Consider the following 17,326-nt stretch of genomic DNA (forward strand, 5'->3'; position numbering starts at 1 on the left):
GGCGTTCGGCCGATCATTCTCTCTCGCAAGCGGGGTCTCGATGACGAAGACGGTTCTGATCGTCGAGGACAACGAGCTGAACATGAAGCTGTTCAACGATCTGTTGGAGGCCCATGGCTATGCGACGCTCAAGACCGCCGACGGTATCGAGGCGATCGAGCTCGCCCGCACCCATCGCCCGGACCTGATCCTGATGGACATCCAGCTGCCGGAAGTCTCGGGGCTGGAGGTCACCAAATGGATCAAGGAGGACGACGACCTGAAGTCGATCCCGGTGATCGCGGTGACCGCCTTCGCCATGAAGGGCGACGAGGAACGCATCCGCGACGGCGGCTGCGAGGCCTATATCTCCAAGCCGATTTCCGTGGGGAAGTTCCTGGAAACCGTACGCGCCTATCTCGGAACGGCCTGAGGGCCGGAAAGCGAAGAGGATGTCAGCCCGTATCCTGGTTGTCGACGACATCGCGACCAATGTGAAGCTGCTCGAGGCCAAGCTCTCCGCCGAGTACTTCGACGTCGTGACCGCCACCAACGGCATCGAGGCGCTGGCCATCTGCGAGCGCGGCGAGGCCGACATCGTGCTGCTCGACGTGATGATGCCGGGCATGAACGGCTTCGAGGTCTGCCGTCGCCTGAAGACCGCACCGTCGACCGCCCATATCCCGGTGGTGATGGTCACCGCGCTCGACCAGCCGAGCGACCGGCTGAAAGGACTGGATGCCGGCGCCGACGACTTCCTGACCAAGCCGATCGACGATGCGGCGCTGTTCGCCCGCGTCCGCAGCCTGATCCGGCTGAAATCCGTCACCGACGAGTTGCGCCAGCGCGCGCTCGCCTCGCGCCGGCTCGGCATCGCCGACCCGCTGGTGGCGGCCGCCGCCGAGACCGGCCTCAACGGCCGCCTCCTGCTGATCGAGGACCGGCCGCTGATCGCCCAGCGCCTGGCACAGGCGCTGTCGAGCTTCCATTCGGTCGAGGTCGAGGGCGACGCCGGCAAGGCGCTGGAACGCGCCTCGGAGGGCGATTTCGAGATCGTCCTCGTCAGCCTCGATCTCGCCAATTATGACGGGTTGCGCCTGTGCAGCCAGCTGCGCTCGCTGGAGCGCACCCGCAATCTTTCGGTGCTGATGCTGGGCGAGGCCGGCGACCAGGGTCGCGTGCTGCGCGGGCTCGAGATCGGCGCGCACGATTTCCTGGTCCGCCCCATCGACCGCAACGAGCTGCTGGCGCGCGCCCGCACCCTGGTGCGCCGCAAGCGATTCGCCGAGCGGCTGCGCGACAGCGTGCAGAGCTCGATGGAAATGGCGGTGATGGACCAGCTCACCGGCCTCCATAACCGCCGCTATCTCGACGGCCGCCTCTCCGGCATGTTCGACGAATCCGCCCTGCGCGCCCGGGCGCTCTCGGTGCTGGTCCTCGACGTCGACCACTTCAAGGCCGTCAATGATGGCTGGGGCCACGATGTCGGCGACGAGGTGCTGCGCGAATTCGCCGACCGCGTCCGGGCCTGCACGCGCGGCATCGACCTCGTCGCCCGCCTCGGCGGCGAGGAGGTGGTCGTCGTGCTGCCCGATACCCCTCTCGAGGCCGCCCGCGCGGTGGCCGAGCGCATCCGCGCGCGCGTCGAGGGCGAGGCCTTCCCGATCCACGCCCGCACCGCCGCGATTCCCGTCACTGTCTCGATCGGCGTGGCGAGCCGCCGCGCCGGCGACATCTCCGCCGCCGAGATGCTCAAGCGCGCTGACGAGGCGGTCTACCGGGCCAAAGCCGGCGGCCGCAACCGGGTGATCGTCTCCAGCGCGGCCTGACCGCGGCGAGGGGGCGCCCCGCGCCACGCGGCTTTTCCTCCCGGAACTCCCCTGCGATAACCGCTGCCTTCGCCGCCGCATCGCCCGGCGGCGCGACAGGGAGACGCCGATGACCACCGAGCTGCTGTTCCGCGACGACGCCTATCTGCGCGAGACGCCCGCCACCGTGACCGGGATCGACGAGCGCGGCGGCATCATCCTCGACCGCACGGTGTTCTACGCCACCGGCGGCGGCCAGCCCGGCGATGTCGGCGAACTGGTTCGGGCCGACGGTACCACGATCGCGATCGCCAGCGCCGTCTACGACCCGGCCGACCGCAGCCGCATCCTCCACATCCCCGCCGCGGGACAGGCCGTGCCGGCGGTCGGGGAGGCGGTGACCGCCCGCCTCGACTGGGAGCGCCGCCTGCCGCGCATGCGCATCCACACCGCGCTGCATCTGCTCAGCGTCGTGCTGCCCTATCCGGTCACCGGCGGGGCGATCGGCGATGGTGATGGCCGGCTCGACTTCGACATTCCCGATGGCGGGCTCGACAAGGACGCGATCGCCGCCAGTCTCAACGAGCTGGTCGCCCGCGGCGCCGCGGTCAGCGACAGCTGGATCACCGATGCCGAGCTCGACGCCAATCCCGGCCTGGTCAAGACCATGTCGGTGCAGCCGCCGCGCGGTTCAGGCCGCATCCGCCTCGTCGCGATCGAGGGTATCGACCTCCAGCCCTGCGGCGGGACCCATGTCCGCAACACCGCCGAGATCGGCAGCGTCGCGGTGACGGCCATCGAGAAGAAGGGTAAGCAGAACCGCAGGGTGCGCATCGCGCTCCTGTGAGGGATCTGCGCTCCGCGGAGCGGTCGAGCGAGGGAATGGCGGTCATGGCCGGAACGGATGTCTTCGTCAGCACGGAATGGCTCGCCGAGCGCCTCGACGCGCCCGACATCGTCGTGGTGGACGGCTCCTGGTATCTGCCCGCGCAGGGGCGCGATCCGGCGGCCGAATATGCCGCGCGCCGCATTCCCGGCGCCGTGCGCTTCGATCTCGACGCGGTGAAGGACACCCAGTCCAGCCTGCCGCACATGCTGCCGGGGCCGGAGGCCTTCGCGGCGGCGGTCGGCGCGCTCGGCATCGGCGACGGCATGCGCATCGTCGTCTATGACGGGCTCGGCCTGTTCTCCGCGCCGCGCGTGCGCTGGACCTTCCGGACCTTCGGCGCCCGCGACGTCGTCATCCTCGACGGCGGCATGCCGCAATGGCTGGCCGAGGGCCGCCCGGTCGACGAGGGCGAGCCGCGCCTGCGCCGGCCGACGCAGTTCACTGCCCGCCTCGACCATTCCGCCGTCGCCGACATGGCGGATGTCGCCGCCGCGCTCGACAGCGGCGCGGCTCAGATCGTCGATGCCCGCCCGGCCGAGCGCTTCCGCGGCGAGGCGCCCGAGCCGCGTCCGGGCCTGCGCGCCGGCCATATGCCGCGCGCGCGCAACGTCCCGTCCTCGGCGCTCGTCGCGGATGGCCGGCTCAAATCGCCCGAGGCGATCGCCGCGGCCTTCGAGACGGCCGGGGTCGATCTCTCCCGGCCGGTGGTGACGAGCTGCGGCTCCGGCGTGTCCGCCGCGATCCTCTCGCTCGGCCTGGAGGTCGTCGGGCGGCCCGCCCGCGCCATCTATGACGGCTCCTGGGCCGAATGGGGCGCCAGCGACCGCCCGGTGGTGACCGGCCCGGCCTGAGCTGAGGGTGGGCATCGAAAGGGTCTGGCTATTATTTAGGCGGCCTGCTCATTTTTTAGGTCAGTAATACTGCCCTTCCGCCCTTGTCGCGCGGCGGGTGCCTCCCTAAATCATAACCACCGCGGCAGAGATGCCGCGTCGCCCTCCTTGGGCGTTTCCTCCCTAGACTTCGGCCTGCGCCCCGGCGCGGGCCTTTTTCTTTTTGGGCGCCGCTTCCGGGCCGGAGGGTCAGACTGCTGGCTGCGCCGGCGTCTCAAGCACCTGAATCGATATTTGCGCGCCGGCCGCCAAGGTCCTGGCGCGACTCGTCAATCGGGGCGTGCAGGCCTCGATCGCCCGAGGCAGGACGGCGAGAACCCGGCATCCTGCCGCGCGGCAGCACCCGCCCTCTCAACCTTTCGTTAACGTTCGCGGCACGGTACGGCCGTCCACGGCTCGCTGTGGATTGACGTGAACAAATAAGGAACTAATCTGAACATATCGGAAACGCAGGAGGCCGGAATGCAGATCGCCCGCAAGCTCGTCACCGGTGTCGTCGAATTCGCGGCGCTCGCCCTCTTCGTCGGCATGATCTGGGTCTGGGCCGCCATCGTCGCGCTGCCGCCGGCGGTCTGAGCCGGGGAGGGCGCGGCGGCGTCGGCCTGGCCGACGGCCAGGTCGCCGGCCAACTCGCCATGTCCACAGCCCTGCCGCGATCCGGGCTCGACCCGGCCGGGGCGCCGCGCGATAACCCGCCGGTGAGGGTGTGATGAGCGAGCGCAAAGACGATTCCCTGGTGCAGGACGAGGTCGGCTTCGTCCATCTCCACGTCCATTCGAGCTACTCTCTGCTCGAGGGCGCGATCCAGGTCGGCACGCTGGCCAAGCTCGCCGCCGGCGATGGCCAGCCGGCCATGGCGCTGACCGACACCGACAACCTGTTCGGCGCGCTGGAATTCTCCGAGAAATTCGCCTCCGCCGGCATCCAGCCGATCACCGGCGTGCAGCTCACCGTCGATTTCGCCGACGAGGAGACCGGCGGGCGCCGGCCCGTGCAGCCCGTCACGCCGCATCTGGTGCTGCTCGCCACCAGCGAGGCCGGCTACGGGAACCTGATGAAGCTGGTGACCCATGCCTGCTTGGCGACGGCGGGCGGCTCCCCGGTCGCCGCCATCGACATGCTGGCCGCCCATGCCGACGACCTGATCGCGCTGACCGGTGGTCCCGGCGGCCCGCTCGATCTCGCCTTGCGCGCCGGCCAGCCGGCCCAGGCCGAGAAGCGTCTCGCCCGGCTGCGCGCCATCTTCGGCGACCGGCTCTATGTCGAGCTGCAGCGCCATGGCCGCGACGACGAGGCTGCAGTCGAGAGCGCGCTGCTGCGCCTGGCCTATGACGCCGACCTGCCCATCGTCGCCACCAACGAGCCCTTCTTCGGCAAGCCAGCCGATTTCGAGGCGCATGACGCGCTGCTGGCGGTGGCGGAAGGCCGCCTCGTCTCGGACGGCGACCGGAGGCGGGTCACCACCCAGCATTATTTCGCCAGCCGCGAGGAGATGCGTCGCCGCTTCGCCGATCTGCCGGAGGCGCTGGCGACCACGGTCGAGATCGCGCGCCGCTGCGCCTGGCGCGTCGGCACGCGCAAGCCGATCCTGCCGCGCTTCGGCGAGGAGGGGCGCGACGAGGCCGAGGAACTGCAGGTCCAGGCGAAGGCCGGCCTCGCAGCCCGCATTGCCAAGCACGGCCCGGCCGAGGGCTACACGGTCGAGGATTACGAGAAGCGGCTCGATTTCGAGCTTGGCATCATCACCCGGATGAAGTTCCCGGGCTACTTCCTGATCGTCTCCGACTTCATCAAATGGGCCAAGGCGCACGACATTCCCGTCGGCCCGGGCCGCGGCTCGGGCGCCGGCTCGCTCGTCGCCTATGCGCTGACCATCACCGACGTCGACCCGCTGCGCTTCGCCCTGCTGTTCGAGCGCTTCCTCAACCCCGACCGCGTCTCGATGCCGGACTTCGACATCGACTTCTGCCAGTACCGGCGTGAAGAGGTGATCGACTACGTCAAGCGCCATTACGGCGAGGAACGCGTCGCGCAGATCATCACCTTCGGCACGCTGCAGGCGCGCGGCGTGCTGCGCGACGTCGGCCGCGTGCTGGAGATGCCCTACGGCCAGGTCGACAAGCTGACCAAGCTGGTGCCGCAGAACCCGGCCAAGCCGATCAGCCTGGCCGAGGCGATCGAGGGCGAGCCGAAGCTGCAGGAGGCGGCCGCCGAGGAGCCGGTGGTGGCGCGCCTGCTCGAGATCGCCCAGAAGCTCGAGGGCCTGCACCGCCACGCCTCGACCCACGCCGCCGGCGTCGTCATCGGCGACCGCCCGCTGGAGCAGCTCGTCGCGCTCTCGGTCGATCCGCGCACCGGCATGCGCGTCACCCAGTTCAACATGAAATGGGTCGAGCAGGCGGGGCTGGTGAAGTTCGACTTCCTCGGCCTCAAGACGCTGACGACGCTGACCATCGCGGTGAAGCTGATCGCCCAGCGCGGCATCGCCGTCGATCTGGCGCAGCTGCCCTTCGACGATCCCAAGACCTACGAGATGCTGGCGCGCGGCGAGACGGTCGGCGTTTTCCAGGTGGAATCGGTCGGCATGCGCAAGGCGCTGGTCGAGATGAAGGCCGACCGGATCGAGGATCTGATCGCGCTGGTGGCGCTCTACCGCCCCGGCCCGATGGACAATATCCCGACCTATTGCCGGCGAAAGCTCGGGCTGGAGGAGCCGACCTATCTCCATCCGAAGATGGCGCCGATCCTCTCCGAGACGCATGGCATCATCGTCTACCAGGAGCAGGTGATGCAGGTCGCGCAGGCGCTGTCGGGCTATTCGCTCGGCGAAGCGGACCTGCTGCGCCGCGCCATGGGCAAGAAGATCAAGGCCGAGATGGACGCCCAGCGCGACCGTTTCGTGCGCGGCGCCGTCGAGGCGGGGCTGAAGAAGGAGATCGCTTCCGAGATCTTCGACCTGCTGGCCAAGTTCGCCGATTACGGCTTCAACAAGAGCCATGCGGCGGCCTATGCCATCGTCGCCTTCCAGACCGCCTATCTGAAGGCCAATTACCCGGTCGAGTTCCTCGCGGCCTCGATGACGCTCGATATCGGCAACACCGACAAGCTCTCGGAATTCCGCCGTGACGCCGAGCGGCTGGGCATCAAGGTCGAGCCGCCCGCGATCAACCGCTCCGGCGTCGATTTCGACGTGGCGGACGGCGCCATCCGCTATGCGCTCGGCGCGATCAAGGGCGTGGGGCGCGCTGCGGTGGAATCGATCGTCGCAGCCCGCGCCAAGGACGGCCCCTTCCGCGACCTCGCCGATTTCGCCCGCCGCGTCGACACCCGCCTGGTCAACCGCCGCACCATCGAGGCGCTGATCGCCGCCGGCACGCTCGACGAGCTCGAGCGCGAGCGGGCGCGCGCCATGGCGGCGGTGGACGGGATGATCGCGCTGTCCAACCGCACGCGCGACGCCGCCGAGGGCGGCCAGTCGGAGCTGTTCGGCGGCGGCGGGGCCGGCGAGGCCTTCCGCATTCCGCCCTTCGAGCCCTGGGCGCCGGCCGAGCGGCTCCAGCGCGAGCACGACGCCGTCGGCTTCTTCCTCTCCGGCCATCCGCTCGACGATTACGAGCATGTGCTGAAGCGCCTGCGCGTGCAGCGCTTCGCCGATTTCGCCCGCACGGTACGCGGCAGCGGCACCTCGATCGCCAAGGTCGCGGCCTCGGTGATCGACAAGTCCGAGCGCCGCACCAAGTCGGGCAACAAGATGGGCATCGTCCAGCTCTCCGATCCGAGCGGGCAGTTCGAGGCGATCCTGTTCTCCGAAGGGTTGCAGCGCTATCGCGACCTGCTCGAGCCGGGCGCCGCGCTGGTGCTGCGCCTGTCCGCCGTGCTCGACGGCGAGGAGGTCCGCCCGCGCATCGAGGAGGTCGAGCGGCTCGACGATCTCGCCGGCCGCCAGAAGCAGGACCTCTGCATCTTCCTCAACGACGACAAGGCGCTGACCTCGATCGCCGAGCGCATGAAGCCGCGCGAGGGCGTCCGCTCGGACGGCCGGGTCTCGCTGGTGATGATCCTCGACGGCGGCGCCCAGGAGGTCGAGATCGAGCTTCCGGGCCGCTACCCGGTCAACCAGCAGCTCGCCAACGCCGTCCGCGCCGCCCCGGGCGTGGTCGACGTCGAGCTGAGATAGCGCCCGCCGCGCAGGACCGCTTTTGCCGCACCACCCGCGCGCAGCGCGGCTGGAGCGACGTCGTGTTCATGGGGTCCGGGCTCGGGCCTTCGGCCCGCCCCGGAATGACGGCGGAGCGCGTCCGGCCTGGTCCTGCCGCCACTTGCTGCACCACCCCCTGTCATTCCGGGGCTTCGCGCAGCGAAGAGCCCGGAACCCACGACTGGGTGCGCGGCCCGAAGAGCGCCGGTGCGGCCGCGGCGGTGACGTGGATAGGGGGGGCTAGATCGGCCCGAGATCGCGCAGCCACTGCGTGCGTTCGGCGGTGACGCTCATCAGGCAGCTCATGTCGGTGAGCGCCGCCATCGTGCCGCGGTCGCCGAGACGGCTCATGAAGGAGCAGGTGGAATCGCGATAGGCCAGCCAGGCGCGCTGCGTGTCGCGCAGCAGCTTGCGCTGCTCGGGATCGAGCGCCTCGCTGGCCTTGCGGTAAGCCTCGTTCAGCTCGGCGTCGAGCCGGCCGTACTCGGCATTGCCGCATTCGCGCATCGCTAGGGTCACGCCGCCGGCGGCATCCATGCAGGTCTTATAGGTCGGCGAATAGGAATCCTCGACCGTGCGGTCCTGCGCCAGGGCGGCGCCGCCGAGCCAGCAGGTGGTGGCGAGCAGCAAGGCGAAGCGGGCGATCCGGCGGGTCGGCGTCGTCATGCTATCCTCCTCAAGTCTCAGGCGATGGTGAAGCCCGCGAGGCGGTCTCCGAGCTCTGCCAGCCGGTCGGCGCCGATATTGGCGATCGCGATGCGCAGATGTCGCTCCTGATCGGGGCCGAAATAGGGACCGGGCAGCGCGAGCACGCCGCGCTCCTCGACCAGGCGGCGCACCACCTCGGCCGCGCGGATGCCGGGGAAGGGGTGGGCGAGATAGGCGAAATAGGCGCCCGCCGCGAGCACGCGCCAGCCGGGCAGCGGCGCCATCGCGGCGCGGAAGGCCTCGGCACGGGCGTTGATCTCGCGCCGGTTGCCGGCGCGCCAGTCGCGGATGCCGTCGATCGCCCAGGCGACCGCCTCCTGGCCGCTGCGCACCGGGCTGATCTGCACGCAATCCAGCACCTTGCCGATCTCGGCCATCACGGACTCGCCGGCGGTGATCGCGCCGAGCCGCCAGCCCGGCACCGCATAGGATTTCGAGAAGCTGAACAGGCCGATGAGATGGTCCTGCCAGTCGGCCTCGGCGAAGAGCCCGTGCGGGGCCCCGACCGCGTCGGGCAGGAACTCGCGATAGGTCTCGTCGAGCAGCAGCCACAGGCCGCGCCGGCGGCAGAGCGCGGCGAAGGCGGCGATGGTCTCGGGCGAATAGACCGCGCCGGTCGGGTTGTTGGGGGTGATCAGCACGATGGCGCGGGTGCGCGCGTCGATCAGCGCCTCGGCCGTCGCGACGTCCGGCACGAAGCCGCTCTCGGGCGAGCAGGGCAGTGGCCTGGGCTCAACGCCGAGCATGTTCAGCGTCATCTCGTGGTTGAAGTACCACGGCGTCGGCAGCAGCACATTGTCGCCGGCCCGCGCCAGCGCCATGACGGTGCAGACGAAGGCCTGGTTGCAGCCGGCGGTGATCGCGACTTCCTCGGGGCGGATCGCGGCGCCGTAGAAGCGGCTGCTCTCGGCCGCATAGCCCTCGCGCAGCACCTTGTCGCCGACGATGGCGCCGTAGCGCGCCATGTCGGGCCGCGCTGCGGCCTCGGCTAGGCGGGCCAGCATCGCGGCGGGCGGCGGTGTGCCGGGTACGGCCTGCGACAGGTCGATCAGCGGCCCGCGCCGGCCGTCATAGGCGCGGGCCCAGCCCTGCGCCTCCGGGATTGGCGGGGTGGCGGTGTCGACGAGATGCGGATTGAGCGGGGCGGCGAGCGTCATGGTCGAGATGTGCGGCGGCCCGGCGCGCCCGTCAACGTGAAAGCCGCGCCAGCCCTGCCTCTGGAGACGGCAGGCTGCCGCGCCCATATCCACCTCTCCATCGCAACGGAGGCGGCATGAGCGAAGACGGTTCGGAGCGCGCGGGGCGGGACGCGGTCGCGGCGCTGCAGGCGCTGCTCGACAGGGCGGAGGTGATCGTGCCCTTCACCGGCGCCGGCATCTCGACGGAATCGGGCGTGCCCGCCTTCCGCACGCCGGGCTCGCCCTGGATGCGCAACAAGCCGATCGCCTTCGACGCGTTCATGGCCAACCCAGAGGCGCGCATCGAGGCCTGGCGCCGCAAGTTCGCGATGGACGATCTCTATCGCGGCGCGCAGCCGAATCGTGGCCATGCCGCGATCGCCGCGCTGGTGGCGCAGGGCAGGGCGCCCGGCGTCATCACCCAGAACATCGACGGGCTGCACCAGGCCTCCGGCATCGCCGACGCGGCCGTGGTCGAGCTGCACGGCAACGGCACCTACGCCACCTGCCTGTCCTGCGGGCTGCGGCACGAGCTGGCGGAAATCCGCCGGGTCTTCGAGGCGAGCGGGGAGGCGCCGTCCTGCACCGCCTGCGGCGGCGTGGTGAAGAGCGCGACGATCTCCTTCGGACAGCCCATGCCGCGCGCCCCGATGCGCCGCGCCGAGGAACTGACGCTCGCGGCCGATCTCTTCCTGGTCGCCGGCTCCTCGCTGGTGGTGTTTCCGGCCGCGAGCTTTCCCGTGCTCGCCAGCCGCAACGGCGCGCGGCTCGTCATCGTCAACCGCGAGCCGACCGAGCTCGACGCCATCGCCGACCTCGTGGTGCGCGGCGATATCGGCGAGACGCTGGGGCGGCTCGCCGGCTGATCCTGCCGCTGGGACAGGCCGCCCGGGCCGGAGCGCAGGCCGATCATGTGGATGAGCGGGATCGCGCTGTTTCCGCGGTCGGTAGCGGTGGTATCGTCAGCTCACGAATCAGATTGCGCGCGGAGACGAGCGGCCCATGTCCGACGAGCACGGCGACAAGATACGGCCACGGGTCGGTCCTATCCAATCGCTCAACAGGGTCGTGCGGCTCGACGGGGCGGGCGATGCCGAGATCGGCACCGAGATCGTCGGTTATGTGAAGTGGTTCGACGTCAGCAAGGGCTACGGCTTCGTCCTGCCCGAGGATGGCGGCAGCGACATCCTGGTCCACGTCACCATCCTGAAGCGCGACGGGTTCAACGCCATCGCCGAGGGCGCGCGCATCGTGCTCGAGGTGATCGACAAGCCGCGCGGCCGCCAGGCCATCCGCGTGCTCTCGATCGACACCGCCAGCGGCCGGCATCCCTCCGAGATGCCGATGCCGCGCACCAATGCCAGCGTGACGCCGACCAGCGGGCTCGAGCGCATGGAGGTAAAGTGGTTCAACCGCCTGCGCGGTTTCGGCTTCGTCTCGAAGGGCGAGGGTGCTCCGGACGTGTTCGTCCATATGGAGACGCTGCGTCGCTACGGCATCGTCGAGCTGATCCCCGGCCAGATCGTGATGGTCCGCTACGGACCCGGGCCGAAGGGGCTGATGGCCGCCGAGATCCGGCTGGAGCAGGGCGGGGTGCTGAGTTCGCATTGACCGCTCCCGCACTGCCGGTATGCGATCTGACGAGGGCGCCGCGGGCGCCCTTTTTGCTGCTCCTGCGGCGGAAAGCCGCTGATCCGGCGAATTCAGGGCTCGTCAATGGATCGGGCGTAGACTTGCCCGATCGGTAGGACGAGAGCCCGGACACGTGATTCTCCTCACGGATCGACCAGACCAGAGTGCCAAGCTGCAGCGCCTCCTGTCGCTATGGGGCCCCTGCACGATCGCTGACGCGCGGGCGCTGCCGCGCAAGCCCCGCGCCGCAGAGCGCCTCCTCATCGTCGACCTCGATTTGTCGGGGCAGGAGGCGGTCAGCGCCGCCCGCGCCGCCATTGCCAAGGCGCGGGCACCCGGCGTGCCGATGCTGCATCTCCTGCGCACGCCCTCCGCGCGCGCCGAGGCGCAGGCCAACGCGCTCGGCGCAAGGCGTGTGCTGCCGGCGCAGATCGAGCCGCGCCGGCTGCTCGACGAGGTCGACCGCATGCTGGATACCGCCGGCACCGCCTCGCCCGCGATGCGCCAGAATTTCATCGCCGCATCGGTCGGGGTCGGCGAGGTGCTGTCGCAGGCGGCCGCCGGCAAGCCGCTGCCGATGGTCGCGGTGCGCGAGAGCGTCGAGGCGATCAACCGCGCCGCCGACGATCTCCATCTTGACGGCTGGCTCAGCATGGTCTGGAACCATGACGATCGCACCTATCAGCATTGCCTGCTGGTCGCGGGGCTGGCGGCGGCCTTCTCGCGCCGGCTTGGCTTCTCGGAAGAGGCGCGCCGGCTCGTCACCGCAGCCGCGCTGCTGCACGATATCGGCAAGGCCCGCATCGCCGTCGAGATCCTGAACAAGCCGGGCGCGCTCTCGCCCGACGAGTTGCTGACCATGCGCCAGCATCCGGTGATCGGCTACGAGATGCTGAAGAGCCAGGGCGGCTTCGACGAGGACGTCATCGCCGCGGCCCGCAGCCATCACGAGTATCTCGACGGATCGGGCTATCCGCAGGGGCTGGCGGCCGCGCAGATTCCAGATGTCGTGCGCATGGTGACGATCTGCGACATCTATGCCGCGCTGGTCGAGCGCCGGGCCTATCGCGAGGTCATGGCGCCGGAGGCTGCCTACAATGTGCTGGCCGGGATGAAGGGCAAGCTCGATCCCGATCTGCTGCGTGCCTTCAGGGCGGTGGTGCTGCCGCAGTGACCGCCGCGGCGCACCTCACAGCGCGAAGGAGGTGCCGCAGCCGCAGGAACTCGTCGCGTTCGGATTGGTGATCCGGAAGGACTGGCCGACGAGGTCGTCGACGAAGTCGATGGTCGACCCGCCGAGCAGCTCCACCGAGGTTTCGTCGATCAGCACCCTGGCGCCGTCACGCTCGACGACGATGTCGTCGGCGCCGCGCTCGCTGTCGATGTCGAACACGTACTGAAAGCCCGAGCAGCCGCCGCCGGTGACGCTGACGCGCAGCATCGAGCCCGGCGGCTCCTTCGCCATCACCGCGAGAATGCGGCTGGCGGCCTTGCCGGTGAGCGAGATCGTATGGGTTTCGGTGCCGGACTGGCTGGTCATTTGCAGATCGTCCTTGCTCCTGCCTTACCCGCGAAGGTAATGGCCGCTTGCTCCCCCTTCAAGTCGCGCGCCCGTCGCCTTCGCCATGAGGACGCCATGCCGTCAGTTCCCGAGACCGCCGCAGCCCCGCGCGAGCCCGGCGATCGCTGGCGCGCCGTCTATGCCTGCCGCTCGAGCACGAGCCGCGGCCGGCTGGTGGCGGAGCCGGGCTCGCCGACCCGCAGCGCCTTCCAGCGCGACCGCGACCGCATCATCCATTCCAACGCCTTCCGCCGGCTCAAGCACAAGACGCAGGTTTTCGTCTCGCATGAGGGCGACCATTTCCGCACGCGGCTGACCCATACCATCGAGGTCGGGCAGATCGCCCGGGCGCTGGCCCGCGCGCTCGGCCTCGACGAGGACCTCGCCGAGGCGCTGGCGCTGGCGCATGATCTCGGCCACACGCCTTTCGGCCATACCGGCGAGGACGCGTTGCACGCCTGCATGGCGGGCCATGGCGGCTTCGACCACAACGCCCAGACGCTGCGCATCGTGACCCGACTGGAGCGGCGCTATGCCGGCTTCGACGGGCTGAACCTGACCTGGGAGACGCTCGAAGGCCTGGTCAAGCACAACGGGCCGCTGCTCGGGCCGGATGGGCTGCCGACCGCGCGCTATGCCGAAGAGGGCATCCCCGCTGCCATCCTCGAATACCAGCAGCGCCAGGATCTCTGGCTCGACAGCCACGCCTCGGCCGAGGCGCAGGCCGCGGCGCTGGCGGACGACATCGCCTATGACGCGCACGACATCGACGACGGGCTGCGCGCCGGCATGTTCTCGATCGAGGAGCTACGGGCGGTGCCCTTCCTCGCCGAGCTGCTCGACGAGATCGCCGCGCTGCATCCCGGCCTGGAGAAGCAGCGCGTCACCAACGAACTGGTGCGGCGGGTCATCACCCGCTTCGTCGAGGACGTAATCCGCCATTCGCAGGGGCTGATCGCGGCGCTGGCGCCGGCCGATGCGGATGAGATCCGCCGGGCGGGTGCGCCCGTGGTCGCCTTTTCGCCGGCGATCGTCGCCGCCGACGCGGCGATCAAGGGCTTCCTCTATCCCAACATGTACCGCCACCCCCGCATTGCGGTAATCCGGCGCGAGGCGGCCGATGTGGTGCGCGACCTGTTCGGGCACTTCATGGCCGATCCGCTGGCCATGCCGGCCGAATGGGCCGCCGGCTGCGAGGCGCTGGACGAGACGCGCCGTGCCCGCCGCATCGCCGACTACATCGCCGGCATGACCGACTCCTATGCGCTCGACGAGCACCGGCGGCTGTTTGACGCCACTCCCGCGCTGCGTTAGGCCGCAGGCCGGTTTCCCGAGACAATCCTGGTCGCCATGAACATTTTCGAGATCTTTTCCGCGCGCCTCGCCACCGCCCTGAACGGCATGATCGGGGACGGGCGCCTGCCGGCCGGCATCTCGCTGGCCCGCGTCGTGGTCGAGCCGACCAAGGATCCGGCCCATGGCGATCTCGCGATCAACGCCGCGATGGTGCTTGCCAAGGAGGCCGGGCAGGCGCCGCGCGCGCTGGCCGAGCAGATCGTCGCCGAGATCGCCAGGGATCCCGACGTCCTGAAGGCCGAGATCGCCGGCCCCGGCTTCATCAACATCCGGCTGCAACCCTCTGTCTTCACGAAGGTTCTCAAGGCCGCCGTCCTGTCCGGCCCGGCCTATGGCCGCGGTGCCGCCCGGCCGCAGCCGAGGATCAACGTCGAATACGTCTCGGCCAATCCGACCGGGCCGATGCATGTCGGCCATGGCCGCGGCGCCGTCTTCGGCGATGCGCTCTCCGGCCTGCTCGCCTTCGCGGGCCACGACGTCACCCGCGAATACTACATCAACGATGCCGGCGCGCAGGTCGACGTGCTCGCCCGCTCGGCCTTCCTGCGCTATCGCGAGGCGCTCGGCGAGACGATCGGCGAGATTCCGGAAGGGCTCTATCCGGGCGACTACCTCGTCTCGGTCGGCCAGTCGCTCGCGGCCGCCCATGGCCCGGCGCTGCGCGACAAGCCCGAGGCGGACTGGCTGCCGCTGGTGCGGGCCGCCGCCATCGAGGGCATGATGGCGATGATCCGCGATGACCTCGCGGCGCTCGGCGTCGTCCACGAGGTGTTCTTCTCGGAGCGCTCGCTGCAGGGCCGGGACGGCAATTCCAACGCCGTGCACCAGACGATCGAGGATCTGCGCGCCCGCGACCTGATCTACGAAGGCCGCCTGCCGCCGCCGAAGGGGCAGAAGGACGAGGACTGGGAGGACCGCGAGCAGACCCTGTTCCGCGCCACCAAGTTCGGCGACGACGTCGATCGGCCCCTGCTCAAGTCGGACGGCAGCTACACCTATTTCGCCAACGACATCGCCTATCACCGCTCGAAGTTCACGCGCGGCTTCACCGATATGATCGACGTCTGGGGTGCCGACCATGGCGGCTACGTCAAGCGCATGCAGGCGGCGGTGAAGGCCGTGACCGGCGGGCAGGGCACGCTCGACGTCAAGCTGTGCCAGCTGGTGCGCCTGCTGCGCAATGGCGAGCAGGTGCGCATGTCGAAGCGCTCCGGCGATTTCGTCACGCTGCGCGAGGTGATCGACGAGGTCGGCCGCGACGCGGTCCGCTTCATGATGATCTTCCGCAAGAACGACGCGACGCTGGACTTCGATCTCGCCAAGGTGGTCGAGCAGTCGAAGGACAACCCGGTCTTCTACGTCCAGTACGCCCATGCGCGCTGCGCCTCGATCTTCCGCCAGGCGGGCGAGGCCTTCCCGGACATGGACCTTTCGCCGGCCGCGCTGGCCAAGGCCGATCTCGGCATCCTGACCGACGAGTCCGAGATCGGGATCGTCAAGATGATCGCCGCCTATCCGCGGCTGATCGATGCCGCCGCCGCGTCACACGAGCCTCATCGTGTCGCCTTCTTCGTGCATGAATTGGCGAGCGCGTTCCACTCGCTGTGGAACAAGGGCAAGGATGCGCCGCAATTACGGTTCGTTAATCAAACTGATCGAATGTCGACCATGGCGAGACTGGCCTTCGTTCATGCGGTGCGAAGCGTCCTTGCCTCCGGCCTGGCGATCGTCGGTGTGACGGCGCCGGACGAGATGCGCTGACGGGGTTCGCCGCGCGCACGGGGTTGCCTTGCGGATCAGGACGATCCGGCCAGCGCCCGCCGGGACCGATGTGAAGGAGACGTGACCGGACGGGCTCATGGCCACCGGGGCGACCTTCGCGAGATTGACCGCGCGGGGGTTGCGTTCTTTCATGGACGCGGCAGCGCGCTGGAATGGATCAAGTCATGAGCGAGCCAGCTAGGAATCGTTTCGCCATCGATCTCGACGATCTTGAGCGTCAGCTGCGTGGGGCTGCCCAGCCCCAGAAGCCCGGCGCCGGCGTCGACCCCCTGATGGAACTGACCAGGCTGGTCGAGCGCGACGATCCCCTCAAGGATCTGTTCGCCGGCCGCCCGGGCCAGCCGCAGCGCCCCACGGCGCGCGTCGAGCCTGGCTTCGAGCAGGCCCAGCCCGCGCCGGTGCACCCGGTGCATCTGCAGCCCGTGCCTGTGCAGGCGGCCCCGCCGCCGCCTGAGATGCGTGGCGCGCTGGACGAGTTCGAGGCGCTGCTGCGCCGCTCCGAGCCGCAGCGCCCGGCCGCCAAGCCGGCGCCGCTGCCGCCGCAGGACCATTACGACGAGCCGGCCTACGAGCCCGAGCCGCGCTACGAGGCGCCGGTCGAGAACCGCCAGCACGCCTATGTGCCGGAGGACGACTACGCGCCGCGCAGCGCGCAGGATCTCGACGATCCGCTGCAGGGCTATCACCAGCCGGTCTATCAGGATCACGCCGGCCATGACGAGCAGCTCGCCGGTGCGGTTTCCGCCGCCACCATGGCGGGGCAGGCCCAGGTGCAGGCACCCGCCTATGCCGAGCCGCCGCGCTCGCGCCGCGGCATCTGGACCGCGGCCGCCCTCGTCGCCGTCGCAGTGATCGGCGTCGGCGCAGCACTCGCGTTGCGCAGCGGCGGCAGCTCGACCGGCACCAACGGCCAGCCGCCGGTGATCAAGGCCAGCGACGAGCCGACCAAGATCGCTCCGGTCAATCCGGGCGGGACCGAGATCCCGAACCAGAATAAGCAGATCTACGAGCGTGCCGGTGCAGGCACCGGCGAGGAGACCAAGGTCGTCAGCCGCGAGGAGCAGCCGGTCGACGTGCAGCAGGCCGCGCGCATGATGCCGCCGCGTCCTGGCTCGCAGGCGAGCGACACCACCTCGGGGGCGCTGTCGAATGCCGAGCCGGGCCTGGTGGCGGTGCCGCCGGTGCCGGGCCTCGGCGAGCCGCGCCGCGTCCGTACCGTGACGATCCGCCCCGACGGCACCCCGGTGCTGCCGGGCGGCCAGGCCGCCGCGCCGGCGCGCCCCGCCGCCTCCGCCCCGGCCGCGCCGCAGATGGCTGCCGCGCCGCAATCGCCCGCCATGGTGAC

At 70.0% G+C, this 17,326-nt stretch carries 14 protein-coding genes; 11 read left to right on the plus strand and 3 right to left on the minus strand.

The features are described from left to right. Nucleotides 1-40 precede the first annotated feature (40 nt). The 5 genes from ABE438_RS16355 (at nucleotide 41) to dnaE (ending at nucleotide 7,743) form a co-directional block, all read left to right on the plus strand. Nucleotides 41-412 carry a response regulator gene (locus ABE438_RS16355; RefSeq protein ID WP_346503714.1) on the plus strand — a complete coding sequence of 124 codons (372 nt, stop codon included), beginning with the start codon at nucleotides 41-43 and terminating at the stop codon, nucleotides 410-412. Nucleotides 413-431: 19 nt separating this feature from the next. Continuing rightward, the gene (locus ABE438_RS16360; protein WP_346503715.1) at nucleotides 432-1,808 is read left to right on the plus strand and encodes a PleD family two-component system response regulator; all 1,377 of its coding nucleotides are present in this window, start codon (nucleotides 432-434) and stop codon (nucleotides 1,806-1,808) included. Nucleotides 1,809-1,917: 109 nt separating this feature from the next. Further along, complete coding sequence (locus ABE438_RS16365; protein ID WP_346503716.1) at nucleotides 1,918-2,634, plus strand: alanyl-tRNA editing protein; 717 nt, start codon at nucleotides 1,918-1,920, stop codon at nucleotides 2,632-2,634. Between the two features lie 44 nt (nucleotides 2,635-2,678). Further along, entirely contained in the window at nucleotides 2,679-3,527 is an 849-nt protein-coding gene (sseA, locus tag ABE438_RS16370; protein ID WP_346503717.1) for a 3-mercaptopyruvate sulfurtransferase, read from the plus strand. 748 nt (nucleotides 3,528-4,275) lie between these two features. Further along, complete coding sequence (dnaE, locus tag ABE438_RS16375; RefSeq protein WP_346503718.1) at nucleotides 4,276-7,743, plus strand: DNA polymerase III subunit alpha; 3,468 nt, start codon at nucleotides 4,276-4,278, stop codon at nucleotides 7,741-7,743. A 261-nt stretch (nucleotides 7,744-8,004) separates the two neighbouring features. Here dnaE and ABE438_RS16380 read toward each other — a convergent pair whose 3' ends face one another. Together ABE438_RS16380 and ABE438_RS16385 are read right to left on the minus strand one after the other, a co-directional pair. Continuing rightward, the gene (locus tag ABE438_RS16380) at nucleotides 8,005-8,430 is read right to left on the minus strand and encodes a lysozyme inhibitor LprI family protein (protein WP_346503719.1); all 426 of its coding nucleotides are present in this window, start codon (nucleotides 8,428-8,430) and stop codon (nucleotides 8,005-8,007) included. 17 nt (nucleotides 8,431-8,447) lie between these two features. Beyond that, nucleotides 8,448-9,629, minus strand: coding sequence for an aminotransferase (locus ABE438_RS16385; RefSeq protein ID WP_346503732.1), 1,182 nt, complete (start codon nucleotides 9,627-9,629; stop codon nucleotides 8,448-8,450). A 116-nt stretch (nucleotides 9,630-9,745) separates the two neighbouring features. On the opposite strand from ABE438_RS16385, the gene ABE438_RS16390 reads away from it, so the two are divergent. The 3 genes from ABE438_RS16390 to ABE438_RS16400 all read left to right on the plus strand — a co-directional run bounded on the left by ABE438_RS16390 (nucleotide 9,746) and on the right by ABE438_RS16400 (nucleotide 12,456). Next, the gene (locus tag ABE438_RS16390) at nucleotides 9,746-10,516 is read left to right on the plus strand and encodes an SIR2 family NAD-dependent protein deacylase (protein WP_346503720.1); all 771 of its coding nucleotides are present in this window, start codon (nucleotides 9,746-9,748) and stop codon (nucleotides 10,514-10,516) included. 136 nt (nucleotides 10,517-10,652) lie between these two features. Then, entirely contained in the window at nucleotides 10,653-11,261 is a 609-nt protein-coding gene (locus ABE438_RS16395; protein WP_346503721.1) for a cold-shock protein, read from the plus strand. 154 nt (nucleotides 11,262-11,415) lie between these two features. Next, the gene (locus ABE438_RS16400) at nucleotides 11,416-12,456 is read left to right on the plus strand and encodes an HD-GYP domain-containing protein (protein ID WP_346503722.1); all 1,041 of its coding nucleotides are present in this window, start codon (nucleotides 11,416-11,418) and stop codon (nucleotides 12,454-12,456) included. A gap of 15 nt (nucleotides 12,457-12,471) precedes the next feature. Here the strand turns inward: ABE438_RS16400 and ABE438_RS16405 are convergent, their stop codons facing one another. Then, the gene (locus tag ABE438_RS16405; protein ID WP_346503723.1) at nucleotides 12,472-12,822 is read right to left on the minus strand and encodes a HesB/IscA family protein; all 351 of its coding nucleotides are present in this window, start codon (nucleotides 12,820-12,822) and stop codon (nucleotides 12,472-12,474) included. Nucleotides 12,823-12,918: 96 nt separating this feature from the next. On the opposite strand from ABE438_RS16405, the gene ABE438_RS16410 reads away from it, so the two are divergent. The 3 genes from ABE438_RS16410 to ABE438_RS16420 all read left to right on the plus strand — a co-directional run. Further along, nucleotides 12,919-14,157 carry a deoxyguanosinetriphosphate triphosphohydrolase gene (locus ABE438_RS16410; protein WP_346503724.1) on the plus strand — a complete coding sequence of 413 codons (1,239 nt, stop codon included), beginning with the start codon at nucleotides 12,919-12,921 and terminating at the stop codon, nucleotides 14,155-14,157. A gap of 36 nt (nucleotides 14,158-14,193) precedes the next feature. Continuing rightward, nucleotides 14,194-15,960, plus strand: coding sequence for an arginine--tRNA ligase (gene argS, locus ABE438_RS16415; RefSeq protein WP_346503725.1), 1,767 nt, complete (start codon nucleotides 14,194-14,196; stop codon nucleotides 15,958-15,960). Between the two features lie 185 nt (nucleotides 15,961-16,145). Continuing rightward, nucleotides 16,146-17,326: hypothetical protein (locus ABE438_RS16420; RefSeq protein ID WP_346503726.1), on the plus strand; the 1,181-nt coding region annotated here is incomplete at its 3' end.

It is taken from the genome of Allobosea sp. TWI1241, assembly GCF_039673065.1.
GTDB lineage: Bacteria > Pseudomonadota > Alphaproteobacteria > Rhizobiales > Beijerinckiaceae > Allobosea.

What these genes read in the sequence shown, in the direction of transcription:
- ABE438_RS16355 (WP_346503714.1), top strand. Translation starts at nt 41, where the DNA reads ATGACGAAGACGGTTCTGATCGTCGAGGACAACGAGCTGAACATGAAG.
- ABE438_RS16360 (WP_346503715.1), top strand. Translation starts at nt 432, where the DNA reads ATGTCAGCCCGTATCCTGGTTGTCGACGACATCGCGACCAATGTGAAG.
- ABE438_RS16365 (WP_346503716.1), top strand. Translation starts at nt 1,918, where the DNA reads ATGACCACCGAGCTGCTGTTCCGCGACGACGCCTATCTGCGCGAGACG.
- sseA (WP_346503717.1), top strand. Translation starts at nt 2,679, where the DNA reads ATGGCCGGAACGGATGTCTTCGTCAGCACGGAATGGCTCGCCGAGCGC.
- dnaE (WP_346503718.1), top strand. Translation starts at nt 4,276, where the DNA reads ATGAGCGAGCGCAAAGACGATTCCCTGGTGCAGGACGAGGTCGGCTTC.
- ABE438_RS16380 (WP_346503719.1), bottom strand. Translation starts at nt 8,430, where the DNA reads ATGACGACGCCGACCCGCCGGATCGCCCGCTTCGCCTTGCTGCTCGCC.
- ABE438_RS16385 (WP_346503732.1), bottom strand. Translation starts at nt 9,629, where the DNA reads ATGACGCTCGCCGCCCCGCTCAATCCGCATCTCGTCGACACCGCCACC.
- ABE438_RS16390 (WP_346503720.1), top strand. Translation starts at nt 9,746, where the DNA reads ATGAGCGAAGACGGTTCGGAGCGCGCGGGGCGGGACGCGGTCGCGGCG.
- ABE438_RS16395 (WP_346503721.1), top strand. Translation starts at nt 10,653, where the DNA reads ATGTCCGACGAGCACGGCGACAAGATACGGCCACGGGTCGGTCCTATC.
- ABE438_RS16405 (WP_346503723.1), bottom strand. Translation starts at nt 12,822, where the DNA reads ATGACCAGCCAGTCCGGCACCGAAACCCATACGATCTCGCTCACCGGC.
- ABE438_RS16410 (WP_346503724.1), top strand. Translation starts at nt 12,919, where the DNA reads ATGCCGTCAGTTCCCGAGACCGCCGCAGCCCCGCGCGAGCCCGGCGAT.
- argS (WP_346503725.1), top strand. Translation starts at nt 14,194, where the DNA reads ATGAACATTTTCGAGATCTTTTCCGCGCGCCTCGCCACCGCCCTGAAC.